The organism is Hydrogenophaga sp. (genome assembly GCF_965657535.1).
Classification (GTDB): domain Bacteria; phylum Pseudomonadota; class Gammaproteobacteria; order Burkholderiales; family Burkholderiaceae_C; genus Hydrogenophaga.
In genome coordinates, this window is record NZ_CBFHOP010000001.1 from 494,154 (window position 1) to 508,434 (window position 14,281).

Consider the following 14,281-nt stretch of genomic DNA (forward strand, 5'->3'; position numbering starts at 1 on the left):
ATATATTAGCCCATAAAATTCACACAACATGAATATTCAAAACAACCAAAAGACCATCGGTCAATGGGAGGATGCGCGATGCGCCTGACGAACTGGACCGACTACAGCCTGCGCGTGCTGATGTATTGCGCCGCCTGCGCGCAGCGCGAGCAGCCAGCCACCATTGGTGAAATTGCCGAGGCCCATGGCATCTCGCGCAGCCATCTCACCAAGATCGTGATGACGCTCTCGGGCATGGGCCTGCTGGAAACTACGCGTGGGCGGGGCGGTGGCCTGCGTTTGCTCAAGCCCGCGCAAGACATCGTGCTGGGCGACGTGGTGCGCCAGACCGAAACCGACTTCACGCTGGTGGAATGCTTTGACGCCGACCACAACAGCTGCCGCCTTGACGGCCATTGCCGGCTCAAGGGCGCGCTGCAGCAGGCCATGGCGAGCTACCTGCAGGTGCTCGACGGTGTGACGTTGGCCGACCTGGTGGCGCCCGCGGCCATGCCCGCCGGCGCCCGCGCGAGCCAGCGCATGCGCCTGGTGCCGGGGTTGCCCCGACTGCTTTCGGCGCAGGGTGAAAGCCGCTAACCTATGAGCATGTCATCCACCGCTTCCCTGTCCACCAAGCTGGTCCGTATTGGCGCTGGTTTGTTGATCGTGGCGCTGGCTTCGATCGGGCTCACGCTCTGGGTCACCTGGCAGCTCGAAGGCGGCGCGGCCGCCGTCAACGAGGCCGGGCGCATGCGCATGCAAACCTGGCGTCTCACCAGCGCGGTGCAGGCCCAGCGGCCGCCGCCCGAAGTGGCCACGCTGGTGGCGCAATTCGACGAAAGCCTGGGCCTGCTGCGCAGCGGCGACCCGACCCGACCCCTGTTTGTGCCTTGGGACGAGAGCGTCAGCCGCGAGTTTGCTGCGGTTGAAACGCTCTGGCAGGCGCAACGCAGCCTGTGGCTCCAGGGCAATGTCTCGACGCAGGCGTCGCTGCAAGAGGTAGAGGTTTTTGTCGCGGCCGTTGACCGCCTGGTGCATGCGATCGAAGAAGAGCTCTCGGGGCTGACCGCCATCCTCAACCTGTTTCAGTTCCTCATGATGGCGCTGGCCACCGGCGGTGCGGTGGTCATGCTCTACTCCGGCTATCGGTTTGTGATCAACCCGCTGGGCAACATGCGCCAGGGCTTGCGCCAGCTGGAAGCGGGCGACTTTTCGGTGCGTGTGGCGGCAAACACGAACGATGAGTTTGGCCAGGTGGCGGCGGGTTTCAACCGCATGGCCGCCACGCTGCAGTCGCTGTACGGAGGTCTGGAGAGCCAGGTCGAGCTGAAAACCCGCCGCATCGAAGCGCAGCGCGCCCGGCTCGAAGCCTTGTACGAGGTGAGCGCCTTTCTGGCCAGCGCCAACACCATCGAAGAGCTTTCACGTGGGTTCTCGCAGCGCGTGCGGCAGGTGATGAAGGCCGACGCGGTGGCGGTGCGCTGGTCCGACGAAGCCAACCAGCGCTACCTGATGCTGGCTTCTGACTGCTTTCCGCAAGAAATGATGGACGAAGAGCGCAGCCTGCTGGCCGGAGCCTGCGCCTGCGGCAACCTGAAGGCCGACGCGCGCACCCGCGTGATTCCGATCCACAGCCACGACGCGGCGCCCATGCGCCATTGCGCCAAGGCGGGCTACCAGAATGTGGTGAGCGTGCCGGTGCGGTTGCAGCAGCGTCTCATTGGTGAAATTGATTTGTTTTTTCGCGGTGAGATCGCGCTCAACGCCGACGAGACCGAACTGCTGGACGCCCTGGCCAGCCACCTCGCCAGCGCGCTGGAAGGCCTGCGCGCTGCAGCGCTGGAGCGCGAAGCGGCGGTGGGTGAAGAGCGCGCCCTGATCGCCCGCGAGCTGCACGACTCGATTGCCCAGTCGCTGGCGTTTCTCAAGATTCAGGTGCAGCTGCTGCGCTCGGCCATCCAGAAAGAACAGCCCGCACAGGTGCAGACCACACTCGACGAGCTCGATGTGGGCCTGCGCGAAAGCATCAACGATGTGCGCGAGTTGCTGGTGCACTTTCGCACCCGCACCAACACCGACGACATTGAAGCCGCGCTGCAAGAAACCCTGCAGAAGTTCCGGCACCAGACCGGCCTGCCGACGCGGCTGCAAGTGGATGGCGACGGTTTGCCCTTGCCGCCCGACGTGCAGGTGCAGGTGCTGCATGTGCTGCAGGAAGCCTTGTCCAATGTGCGCAAACATGCGGGCGCCAGCCACGTCAGCCTGGAGGTGCACAAGGCCGCGCGCTGGCGCTTTGAGGTGCGCGACAACGGCGCCGGTTTCGACGCTGGTCAGCAGCGCAGCGAGAACCACGTGGGCATGAAGATCATGCGCGAACGCGCCGAACGCATTGGCGCCAGCGTGGAGCTCGCGTCCCGACTTGGCGATGGCACCACCGTGACCCTGACCCTGCCACCCTACCCGGTGAGTGCCCAGGGCGTGGGCACGCTGGGTTTGAACCTGACCGACATCCAACCACTCCCATGACCTCCAGTGCCACTCCCCGTATCCGCCTGCTGCTGGTTGACGATCACCACCTGTTTCGCCGGGGTCTGCGCGCCCTGTTGTCGCAAGACGACCGCTTCGAGGTGATCGGCGAGGCCGGCGATGCGGGCGAGGCCTTGCGTTGCCTGGCCCAGACGCCGAAGCCCGATGTGATCTTGCTTGACAACCACCTGCCCGGCGTGCGCGGTGTGGAGGCTATTCCCGCACTGAAAGACGCGGCAAGCAATGCCCGCATCCTGATGCTGACCGTGAGCGAAAACGAAGAAGACTTGGCGGCGGCTTTACGTGCTGGGGCCGATGGCTATCTGCTCAAAACGGTGGAATCCGAGCAACTGGCCGAAACCCTGGTGAAGGTACTGCAGGGCGAATCGGTGATCAGCCCAGAGATGCTGACCAAGCTGGTCTCTGTGTTTCGCAGCCGCCCGGCCGAGACCGCCCCGGCGCCGCTGGAGCCCGCCACTGGGCCGTCTCCCGATCTGCTTTCGCCGCGCGAGCGCGAGATTTTGCTGCTCATCGCTCGTGGCGACAGCAACAAGCTGATCGCCAGAGCGCTCGACATCGCCGAGACCACGGTCAAGATCCATGTGCAGCACATCTTGCGCAAACTGGGCCTGAGTTCGCGGGTGCAGGCGGCGGTGTACGCCACCAGCCGTGGGCTGGTTTAGAAGAAGGCCCGCCGCCGCGCCGCCTTCGGCGCTACCCCCTCAAGTGGGCGGCACCAGCCGTCCGGCAAAGCCAGCCCGGCGGTGCCACCCACCCACCGGCCAGCAGACCACGCTCCGGGCGCGGTAAAAATTCAATTGATACAAATCAAGCGCAGGTAACTCTGGCGCTGGCGTAGTTCTTCGGAACGATGCCAGGGTGTCGGCCCATCGTTCTTCTGTGGCGCCGAAGCGCCCCATCGGTGGATGTTCAGCACCACCCGAAAAACGGACAGTCATGCCATGTCTCTGGAGAAAGAACATGGCCTCTGAAATCAAGAACGACAAGAAAGCATGGTCCGTGCTGATCGTCAGCACGCTGGCCTTCACCGTGTGCTTCATGGTGTGGATGATGTTTGGCGTCATCGGCATCCCGATCAAAAAAGCGCTCGACCTCAATTCCACCCAATTTGGTCTGCTGATGGCCACCCCGGTGCTCACCGGTTCGCTGGTGCGCGTGCCGCTGGGCATCTGGACCGACCGCTACGGCGGCCGCATCGTCATGGCCATCCTGATGGCGATCACCGTGCCTGCGATCTGGATGATGAGCTACGCCACCGCGTACTGGCACTTCCTGACCATCGGCCTGTTCGTTGGCCTGGCAGGCGGTTCGTTCTCGGTCGGCACGCCCTATGTGGCGCGTTGGTTCCCGAAGAACCGCCAGGGCACGGCGATGGGCATTTACGGCGCCGGCAACTCGGGAGCCGCAGTCAACAAGTTTGTGGCGCCGGTGCTGCTGGTGGCCTTTGGCTGGACCATGGTGCCGCAGGTCTACGCCGCGATCATGCTGGGCACGCTGGTGCTGTTCTGGCTGTTCACCTACACCAACCCCGACCACCTGGTGCCGAGCAATGTGTCCTTCATGGACCAGCTCAAGGCGCTGAAAGATCCCAAGGTGCTCAAGTACTGCCAGTACTACAGCATCGTGTTCGGTGGCTACGTGGCGCTCTCGCTCTGGATGGTGCAGTACTACGTGGGCGAGTTCGGCCTGGACATCCGGGTGGCTGCTCTGCTGGCGGCGTGCTTCTCGCTGCCGGGCGGTGTGCTGCGCGCCATGGGTGGCGTCATGTCCGACAAGTTCGGCGCACACAAGGTCACCTGGTGGGTGCTGTGGGTGAGCTGGATCTGCTTGTTCCTGTTGTCGTATCCGCAGACCGACTTCACCGTGGCCACGGTGGACGGACCGAAGACCTTTCACATTGGACTCAACGTTTATCTGTTCACCGGCCTGATGTTCATCCTGGGCATCGCCTGGGCCTTCGGCAAGGCCAGCGTCTTCAAGTACATCAGCGACGACTACCCGAAGAACATCGGTGCTATCAGCGGCATCGTGGGCCTGGCCGGTGGCCTCGGCGGCTTCGTGCTGCCCATCCTCTTCGGCGTGCTGATGGATCTCACCGGCATTCGCTCCAGCGCCTTCATGCTGATGTACGGCGTGGTCTGGGTCTCGCTGATCTGGATGTATTGGACCGAGGTGCGCAAGACCGAAATCATGGGCCCCGACGCCAAACCGTTTTCCCTTCAGAACTGAGCCCCATCCGGCCAGACACACACCATGAAACACACACAAAACACCGGGGCGGATATTGCCGACTGGCGCCCCGAGGACGAACGGTTCTGGGAGCAGACCGGCAAAAAGATCGCCTACCGCAACCTCTGGATATCAGTGCCCGCGCTGCTCTGCGGCTTCGCGGTCTGGGGCATGTGGGGCATCATCACGGTGCAGATGCTCAACCTGGGTTTTCCCTTCACCCAGGCCGAGCTGTTCACGCTCACCGCCATCTCGGGCATCGCTGGCGCCACCATGCGTATCCCGGCCTCCTTCCTGGTGCGCCTGGCTGGTGGCCGCAACACCATCTTCCTCACCACCGCCATGCTGCTGGCCCCGGCCATCGGCACCGGCTTCGCGCTGCAGCACCCCGAGTGGCCGCTGTGGGTGTTCCAGCTGCTGGCGCTGTGGTCGGGCGTGGGCGGCGGCAACTTCGCCAGCTCCATGTCCAACATCAGCACCTTCTTCCCGAAGCGGCTGCAGGGCACGGCGCTGGGCCTCAACGCGGGCCTGGGCAACTTCGGCGTGACCACCATGCAGATCGTCATTCCGCTGGTCATGACGCTGCCCCTGCTCGGGGCCTTCGGCGGTGAGTCCATGACGCTGGTGAAAGACAGCGGCTGGATCTTCGGCAAGATCGCCGCTGGCACACCCACCTGGATCCAGAACGCCGGTTTTGCCTGGGTGATCTCGCTGGTGCCCTTGTCCATCCTGGCTTGGTTCGGCATGAACAACCTGAAGACCGTGTCGCCCGATGCGGGCAACCCCATCGTCGCGTTCGCCAAGGTCACCTACCTCTACACCCTGGCTTTCATCCCGGCCGTCTTCATGCTCTACCTGTACCTGCCGGCACCCACCGGTCTGGGTATCCTGAACATGTGGGTCGCGATCCCGCTGGACATCATCCTCGCGTTGCTGATGATGAAGCTCGCAGCCTTCGGCCCCATGAAAGAGGGCGTGAGCAAGCAGTTCGCCATCTTCCGCAACAAGCACACCTGGTCGCTCACGGCGCTCTACATCGTCACCTTCGGTTCCTTCATCGGCTTCTCGATGGTGTTGCCGCTGGCCATCACGGTGATCTTTGGCTTCCAGCACATCCCCGACGCCGCCGGCGTCATGACGCATACGCTGAAGAATCCCAATGCGCCCTCGGCTCTGACCTACGCCTGGATCGGCCCCTTCGTCGGTGCCGCGGTACGTCCCCTCGGCGGCTGGATCTCCGACAAGGTCGGTGGCTCCATCGTGACCCAAATCATTTCGGTGGTGATGGTGGCCGCGTCTGGCGCGGTGGGCTACGTGATGATGCAGGCCTACAGCTCAGCCACGCCCGAGCAGTACTTCCCGGCCTTCATCGGCTTGTTCATCGTGCTGTTCTTCGCCAGTGGCGTGGGCAACGGCTCCACCTTCCGCACCATCGGCGTGATCTTCGACCGCCAGCAGGCTGGCCCCGTGCTCGGCTGGACATCGGCCGTCGCCGCCTACGGCGCCTTCATTGCGCCGGTGGTGATCGGGGCACAGATCAAGGCCGGCACCCCGCAGTACGCCATGTACGGCTTCGCGATCTTCTACGCCCTGTGTCTGGTGCTGAACTGGTGGTTCTACCTGCGCGCAGGTGCCGAAATCCGCAACCCTTAAACACGTGCATCCAAGAAGCCAAGCCCCTATTTTTCGGAGACCTTCATGAGTCACTTTCTCGACCGCCTCACCCACTTCACCTTGCCCAAGGAAGCCTTCTCGGGCAACCACGGCCTGACCACGAACGAAGACCGCACCTGGGAAGACAGCTACCGCAACCGCTGGGCCCACGACAAGATCGTGCGCTCCACCCACGGCGTGAACTGCACGGGTTCCTGCTCGTGGAAGATCTACGTCAAGGGCGGTATCGTCACCTGGGAAACCCAGCAGACCGACTACCCCCGTACCCGCTGGGACATGCCCAACCACGAGCCGCGCGGTTGCGCCCGTGGGGCTTCGTACAGCTGGTACCTGTATTCCGCCAACCGCGTGAAATACCCCATGGTGCGCGGCCGCCTGCTGGAACGCTGGCGCACCGCCCTCACCGTGAGCAAGAGCCCGGTGGACGCCTGGGCGCTGATTCAGCAAGACCCCGAAGCCCGCCGCGACTACCAGCAGGTGCGCGGCATGGGCGGCTTCGTGCGCAGCAGCTGGGACGAAGTGAACCAGCTGATCGCCGCGGCCAACGTCTACACCATCAAGCAGCACGGCGCCGACCGCATCATCGGCTTCTCGCCCATTCCCGCCATGTCCATGGTGAGCTACGCTGCGGGCTCGCGTTACCTGTCGCTCATCGGCGGCGTGTGCATGAGCTTTTACGACTGGTACTGCGACCTGCCCCCGGCCAGCCCGCAGGTGTGGGGTGAGCAGACCGACGTGCCCGAGTCGGCCGACTGGTACAACAGCTCGTTCATCATTGCCTGGGGCTCCAACGTGCCCCAGACCCGCACGCCCGACGCCCACTTCTTCACCGAGGTGCGCTACAAGGGTGCGAAGACCGTGGCCGTGACGCCCGACTACTCGGAAGTGGCCAAGCTGTCCGACATCTGGATGCACCCCAAGCAGGGCACCGATGCCGCCGTCGCCATGGCCATGGGTCACGTCGCGCTGAAGGAGTTCTACTTCCCCGGTGGCGGCAAGCAGCGTTCCAGCTACTTCGACGACTACGCCCGCCGTTACACCGACCTGCCGCTGCTGGTGATGTTGAAAGAACACACCCTGCCCGACGGCACGGTGACCATGGTGCCCGACCGCTACCTGCGCGCCAGCGACTTCAACGGCCAGATGGGCCAGAAGAGCAACCCCGAGTGGAAGACGGTGGCCTTCGACACGGCCGGCAAAGCGGTGCTGCCCAACGGTTCCATTGGCTTCCGCTGGGGTGAGCCCGGCCGGGAAGACGAAGGCAAGTGGAACCTGGAGGCGAAAGAGGCACGCGGCAATACCGACGTGAAACTCAAGCTCTCGGTGATCGAGGACGGCGAGCAGGAACACCAGGTGGTGGACGTCGGCTTCCCCTACTTCGGTGGCCGCGACACCCCCAACTTCACCGCCAACGCACAGAACGGCGAGATCAACCACGCCAAAGTGCCGGCCGTGCGCCTGCGCCTGGGCAAGGCCGGTGAAGAGCGTTACGCCATGGTGGCCACCGTGTTCGACCTGCAGGTCGCTCAGTACGGCATCGACCGTGGCCTGGGATCAGGCGCCCGGGACTTCAACGACAACGCCGCCTACACCCCGGCCTGGCAGGAAAGCATCACCGGTGTGCCGCGCGAGCAGCTCATCACTGTGGCGCGCCAGTTTGCCGACAACGCCGACAAGACGCATGGCAAGTCGATGATCATCATCGGCGCGGCCATGAACCACTGGTACCACGCCGACATGAACTACCGCGGCGTCATCAACCTGCTGATGATGTGCGGCTGTATCGGCCAGAGCGGCGGCGGCTGGGCGCACTACGTGGGCCAGGAAAAGCTGCGCCCGCAGACCGGCTGGGTGCCACTGGCCTTCGCCACCGACTGGGTGCGCCCGCCGCGCCAGATGAACAGCACCAGCTTCTTCTATGCCCACACCGACCAGTGGCGCTACGAGAAGCTCGGCATGGAAGAGATCGTCTCGCCCACGCTGAGCGCCGCCGACAAGGCCGCCTTCAGTGGCAGCATGATCGACTTCAACGTGCGCGCCGAGCGCATGGGCTGGCTGCCCAGCGCCCCGCAGCTCAAGACCAACCCGATGCAGGTGGTGAAAGACGCGCAGGCCGCCGGCATGGACCCCAAGGACTACGCCGTGCGGGCCCTGAAAGACGGCACGCTGGAGATGAGCTGTGAAGACCCGGACGCACCGCAGAACTGGCCGCGCAACATGTTTGTGTGGCGCTCCAACCTGTTGGGCTCCAGCGGCAAAGGCCACGAGTATTTCTGCAAGCACCTGCTGGGCACCGAAAACGGCGTGCAGGGCAAAGACCTCGGCAAAGACGACGCCAAGCCCGCCGAAGTGAAATGGCACAAGGACGCGCCGCAAGGCAAGCTGGACCTGTTGGTCACGCTGGACTTCCGCATGAGCACGACCTGCCTGTATTCCGACATCGTGCTGCCGACCGCCAGCTGGTACGAGAAGAACGACCTCAACACCAGCGACATGCATCCCTTCATCCACCCGCTGTCCGCGGCCGTGGACCCGGTGTGGCAGAGCCGCAGCGACTGGGAGATTTACAAAGGCTTTGCCAAGACCTTCAGCGAGGTTTGCGTGGGCCACCTGGGCGTGGAAAAAGAGGTGGTGCTCTCGCCCATCATGCACGACACCCCCGGTGAAATGGCGCAGGCGTTTGAGGTCAAGGAATGGAAAAAAGGCCACTGCGAACTGATCCCCGGCAAGACCGCGCCGCAGATTGCGGTGGTCGAACGCGATTACCCCAATACCTTCAAACGCTTCACGGCCCTGGGCCCGCTGCTCGACAAACTGGGCAACGGCGGCAAAGGTATCGGCTGGAAAACCGGTACCGAGGTCGAGCAGTTGGGGCAGCTCAACGGCAAGACGCTTGAAGAGGGCGTGTCGCATGGCATGCCGCGCATCGTGTCTGACATCGACGCCTGCGAAACCATTCTGCAACTGGCCCCCGAGACCAACGGCCATGTGGCGGTGAAGGCTTGGCAAGCGCTGGGCAAGCAGACCGGGCGCGACCACACGCACCTGGCGGTTTACCGCGAAGACGAAAAGATCCGCTACCGCGACATCCAGGCCCAGCCGCGCAAGATCATTTCCTCGCCCACCTGGAGCGGCATCGAGAGCGAGACGGTGAGCTACAACGCCGGCTACACCAACGTGCACGAATACATCCCGTGGCGCACGCTCACCGGCCGCCAGCAGTTCTACCAGGACCACCCCTGGATGATCGCTTTCGGTGAAGGCTTCGGCAGCTACCGCCCACCGGTGGACCTGAAGACCACCAACAGCATCCACAACATCAAGCCCAACGGCAACAAAGAGATTCAGCTGAACTTCATCACGCCGCACCAGAAGTGGGGGATTCACTCCACCTACAGCGACAACCTGATGATGCTCACGCTCAACCGCGGCGGCACGGTGGTCTGGCTCAGCGAAGACGACGCGAAGTCGGCCGGTATCCAGGACAACGACTGGGTGGAGCTGTTCAACATCAACGGCGCCGTGGCGGCCCGTGCGGTGGTGAGCCAGCGGGTGAACAACGGCATGGTGATGATGTACCACTCGCAAGAAAAGATCATCAACACCCCCGGTAGCGAGATCACCGGTGTGCGCGGCGGTATTCACAACTCGGTGACCCGCATCGTGCTCAAGCCCACCCACATGATTGGCGGCTACGCGCAGCTGAGCTACGGCTTCAACTACTACGGAACCATCGGCACCAACCGCGATGAATTCGTGGTGGTGCGCAAGATGAGCAAGGTGGACTGGCTCGACACACCCGCAGACGACCATCTCGTGCGTGCGTACCAATCCCAAGGTGAAAACCCCTAAAACCATGGACCTCCCCCGCGCCGCGCGTACCGCGCGTCACCCCCTCAAGGGGGCAACACCAGCGGCCTGGCAAAGCCAGTTCCGCGGTGTTCGCTGGGAAACATCCTCACGCCGCCAGTCAAGCTGAAGAAGGAAAACTGTCATGAAAATACGCGCACAAATCGGCATGGTGCTCAACCTGGACAAGTGCATCGGTTGCCACACCTGTTCGGTCACCTGCAAACAGGTCTGGACCAGCCGCCCCGGTGTGGAATACGCCTGGTTCAACAACGTCGAGACCAAGCCAGGCATTGGTTACCCCAAGGAATGGGAAAACCAGGACAAGTGGAACGGTGGCTGGATCCGCAAGGCGGACGGCTCCATCGTGCCCAAGCAGGGTGGCAAGTGGTCGCTGCTGATGAAGATCTTCAGCAACCCCAACCTGCCGGAGATCGACGACTACTACGAGCCCTTCACCTTCGACTACGACCACCTGCAGTCGGCGCCAGAGATGAAGCACGCGCCCACCGCGCGCCCGCGTTCGCTGATCACCGGCAAGCGCATGGAGAAGATCGAGTGGGGCCCGAACTGGGAAGAGATCCTGGGCGGCGAGTTCAGCAAGCGCAGCAAAGACGCGAACCTGGACGGTTTCGAGCAGACCCAGAAAGACATGATGGGTCAGTTCGAGAACACCTTCATGATGTACCTGCCGCGTCTATGCGAGCACTGCTTGAACCCAGCGTGTGTGGCCTCGTGTCCTTCGGGCTCAATCTACAAGCGCGAGGAAGACGGCATCGTGCTGATCGACCAGGACAAGTGCCGCGGCTGGCGCATGTGTGTGAGCGGCTGCCCCTACAAAAAGATTTACTACAACTGGAAAAGCGGCAAGGCCGAGAAGTGCATCTTCTGCTACCCCCGCATTGAAGCCGGTCAGCCCACGGTGTGCTCCGAGACCTGCGTCGGGCGCATCCGCTACCTCGGCGTGCTGCTGTACGACGCCGACCGCATTGCCGAAGCCGCAAGCACGCCCAACGAGATCGACCTCTACCAGGCCCAGCTTGACCTGTTCCTGGACCCGAACGACCCGAAGGTGATCGCACAGGCCCGCATCGACGGCATCCCCGACGCCTGGATGGCTGCAGCCCGCCAGAGCCCGGTTTACAAGATGGCGGTGGAGTGGAAAGTGGCCCTGCCGCTGCATCCCGAATACCGCACCTTGCCCATGGTCTGGTACGTGCCGCCGCTCTCACCCATCACCGGTGCTGCGCAGTCGGGCGCCCTGGGCAACAACGGCGAAATTCCGGACGTGTCGCAGCTGCGCATTCCGGTGAAGTACCTGGCCAACCTGCTCACCGCTGGCGATACCGGCCCCGTGGTGCGCGCCCTGGAACGCATGCTGGCCATGCGTGCCTACCAGCGCACGAAACACGTGGACGGCCTGATCAACCAGGACGTGCTCGACCAGGTGGGCCTGAGTGCCCGCGAGGTGGAAGAGATGTACCGCTACATGGCGATTGCCAACTACGAAGACCGCTTCGTGATTCCGACCACGCACCGCGAGTACGCCGAAAACACCTTCAACGTGAAGGGCGGCTGCGGCTTCAGTTTCGGCAACGGCTGCTCGGAAGGGCAGACCGAAACGAGTTTGTTTGGTAGCGAGAAAAAGCGCACCATCCCCATCAAGATGGAGAGCTGAAATGGCCTTGTTTGCTTCATCCCCTCCCCAGGCCCGTCTCACGCTGCGCGTGCTGGCGCACCTGCTGCGCTACCCCGACGCGGCGTTCCGCGCCCACACGGCCGACATGCGTGAAGCCCTGCAAGCCGAGGCGGCGCTGCCCGCTGCGCGGCTGGCCGAACTCGACGCTTTGCTCAAGCACCTGGGCGCCAGCCCGGCGCTGGATGTGGAGTCCGAATACGTCGAGCTGTTCGACCGGGGTCGCCGCACCGCGCTGCACCTGTTTGAACACGTGCACGGCGATTCGCGCGACCGTGGCCCGGCCATGATCGACCTGATTCAGACCTACGAAAAAGCGGGTCTGTTTCTGGGCGCCAGCGAACTGCCCGATTACTTGCCGGTGGTGTTGGAATTTGCTTCCACCCAGCCGCCGCAGCAGGCGCGTGAGTTCATGGGCGAGATCGCGCACATCGTGCGTGTGATCTTCAGCGCCCTGGCTGGTCGCCAGAGCCCCTACGCCAGCGTGCTGGCCGCCGTGTTGGAGCTGGCGGGCGAAAAGGCCGAAGCCGTGGCCGTGGCCCCCGAACCCGAAATGGACGAGAGCTGGGCAGAGCCCGAGGTGTTTGGTGGTTGCTCCACCGAAGGCCAGGCCAAACCCGGCCAGCCGCAGCCGATTCACATTGTCAGAAAGTCACCCCAACCTTCTCAAGGAGCGCAGGCATGAACACGCTGCACAACTTCCTATTCAACGTCTACCCCTACATCTGCCTGGCGGTCTTTTTCATGGGGAGCCTGGCGCGTTTTGACCGCGACCAATACACCTGGAAAAGCGACTCGTCGCAGTTGCTGCGCAAGCGCCAGCTGCGCTGGGGCAGCAACCTGTTCCACATCGGCATCCTGTTTTTGTTCGGTGGCCACACCGTGGGCTTGCTCACGCCCCACTTCGTCTACGAGCCCTTCATCACGGCGGGCCAGAAGCAGATGGTGGCCGTGGTGGCCGGTGGTGTTGCAGGTTTTATCTGTTTCATTGGTCTGAGCATGCTGCTGCACCGGCGCATTTTTGACGACCGCATTCGCCTTACCAGCCACCGCACCGACCTGGGTATCCTGGTCATCCTGTGGGTGCAACTGGTGTTGGGCCTGGTCACGTTGCCGTTTTCCATCGGGCACTCTGATGGTCAGGCGATGCTGCAGCTGTCGGCTTGGGCGCAGGGCATCTTCACCCTCAACCCCAACGCCGCCTTGATTGCCGAGCTGGACTGGGTGTATCTGGTGCATCTGGTGCTGGGCATGACCATCTTCCTGCTCTTCCCCTTCTCGCGCCTGGTCCATGTGTGGAGCGGCTTCGGCACGCTGGCCTACATCGTTCGCCCTTATCAGGTGGTGCGCAGCCGCAAGTTGGGACTGAAGTCCAGCGTGCCGGCCGAACAGCGTTCCACTTCAAACTGACCCGAGGACACACACCATGAATGCAGCAACAACCGTGGGCTGTGGCAGCGGCCACTGCGCCTGTGCCGGTGAAGCCCAGCCCGCCGTGGCCAGTATCAACGGCATCGCCCTGCACGACGCGGGTGAAACGCTGGACGCCGCCACGCTGCGCGAGCGCGCCTACACCGAGCTGCTGCGCCAGCAGGCGGTGAAGGCCGGCCTTCTGCCGCGCCATACCGGCCTGGTGGCGCCAGAGCTGGACGAGGCCCAGCGCGCCGTCATTGAAAGCCTGCTCGACGCCGCCGTGGTTTCGCCCGATCCGGGCGAGAGCGAGTGCCGCCGCTACTTTGAGGCCAACAAGGGCCGCTTCATCGTGGGCCAGGCCCTGCATGTGCGCCACATCTTGTTTGCGGTCACGCCGGGCGTGAACGTGCATGCCCTGTCGCAACGCGCCGAGGCGGCGTTGCTGGAGCTGATCCGCAAAGACGTGGCCCCCGGCCGTTTCGAGGCGCTGGCCACCGAACTGTCCAACTGCCCGTCCAGCCAAGAGGGCGGCGATCTGGGCTGGGTGACACCCGAGGACTGCGCACCCGAGCTGGCCAACGAGCTGTTTTACCAGACCGATTCGCGCTGGGGCATGGGCGTGCACCCGCGTCTGGTGCACACCCGCTTTGGCCTGCACATCATTGAGGTACTGGGCCGGCGCAAGGGCAAGCTGCCCGAATTCGAGCAGGTGCAGGAACGCATCAAGGCCCAGCTGGCGCTGCAGTCGCGCAGCACGGCTCTGCGCCAATACATGCAGCTGCTGGTGGGCCAGGCCCAGGTGGAAGGTATTGAGCTGGAAGGCGCTGACTCACCGCTGGTGCAGTGAGCCACAGCCCACCCCCGTCGCGCTGCGCGCGACCTCCTCAAAGGGGG

Annotated in this window: 10 protein-coding genes; all 10 read left to right on the plus strand. The window is 63.6% G+C overall.

The annotated features are described in order from the left end of the window. Positions 1 to 78: 78 nt before the first annotated feature. The 10 genes from ACTG4K_RS02415 (at position 79) to ACTG4K_RS02460 (ending at position 14,234) form a co-directional block, all read left to right on the plus strand. Entirely contained in the window at positions 79 to 576 is a 498-nt protein-coding gene (locus ACTG4K_RS02415) for an RrF2 family transcriptional regulator (RefSeq protein ID WP_439112601.1), read from the plus strand. Between the two features lie 3 nt (positions 577 to 579). After that, positions 580 to 2,505 carry a type IV pili methyl-accepting chemotaxis transducer N-terminal domain-containing protein gene (locus tag ACTG4K_RS02420; RefSeq protein ID WP_439112602.1) on the plus strand — a complete coding sequence of 642 codons (1,926 nt, stop codon included), beginning with the start codon at positions 580 to 582 and terminating at the stop codon, positions 2,503 to 2,505. Then, on the plus strand, positions 2,502 to 3,188 hold the full coding sequence (locus tag ACTG4K_RS02425) for a response regulator (protein WP_439112603.1): 687 nt from the start codon (positions 2,502 to 2,504) through the stop codon (positions 3,186 to 3,188). The genes ACTG4K_RS02420 and ACTG4K_RS02425 overlap by 4 nt, the downstream gene beginning before the upstream one ends. Before the next feature lie 298 nt (positions 3,189 to 3,486). Beyond that, positions 3,487 to 4,755 (plus strand): MFS transporter, encoded by a 1,269-nt coding sequence (locus ACTG4K_RS02430; RefSeq protein ID WP_439112604.1) that lies wholly within the window; start codon positions 3,487 to 3,489, stop codon positions 4,753 to 4,755. A 24-nt stretch (positions 4,756 to 4,779) separates the two neighbouring features. After that, complete coding sequence (locus ACTG4K_RS02435; protein ID WP_439112605.1) at positions 4,780 to 6,408, plus strand: MFS transporter; 1,629 nt, start codon at positions 4,780 to 4,782, stop codon at positions 6,406 to 6,408. 45 nt (positions 6,409 to 6,453) lie between these two features. After that, positions 6,454 to 10,281 carry a nitrate reductase subunit alpha gene (locus ACTG4K_RS02440; protein WP_439112606.1) on the plus strand — a complete coding sequence of 1,276 codons (3,828 nt, stop codon included), beginning with the start codon at positions 6,454 to 6,456 and terminating at the stop codon, positions 10,279 to 10,281. Between the two features lie 142 nt (positions 10,282 to 10,423). Next, positions 10,424 to 11,956: a nitrate reductase subunit beta gene (gene narH / locus ACTG4K_RS02445; RefSeq protein ID WP_439112607.1), complete on the plus strand. Its 1,533-nt coding sequence runs from the start codon at positions 10,424 to 10,426 to the stop codon at positions 11,954 to 11,956. 1 nt (position 11,957) lies between these two features. Further along, positions 11,958 to 12,659 (plus strand): nitrate reductase molybdenum cofactor assembly chaperone, encoded by a 702-nt coding sequence (narJ, locus tag ACTG4K_RS02450; protein WP_439112608.1) that lies wholly within the window; start codon positions 11,958 to 11,960, stop codon positions 12,657 to 12,659. Then, on the plus strand, positions 12,656 to 13,384 hold the full coding sequence (narI, locus tag ACTG4K_RS02455) for a respiratory nitrate reductase subunit gamma (RefSeq protein WP_439112609.1): 729 nt from the start codon (positions 12,656 to 12,658) through the stop codon (positions 13,382 to 13,384). Before narJ ends, narI begins: the two co-directional genes overlap by 4 nt. 16 nt (positions 13,385 to 13,400) lie before the next feature. Further along, positions 13,401 to 14,234 (plus strand): peptidylprolyl isomerase, encoded by an 834-nt coding sequence (locus ACTG4K_RS02460; protein ID WP_439112610.1) that lies wholly within the window; start codon positions 13,401 to 13,403, stop codon positions 14,232 to 14,234. Positions 14,235 to 14,281: the final 47 nt, after the last annotated feature.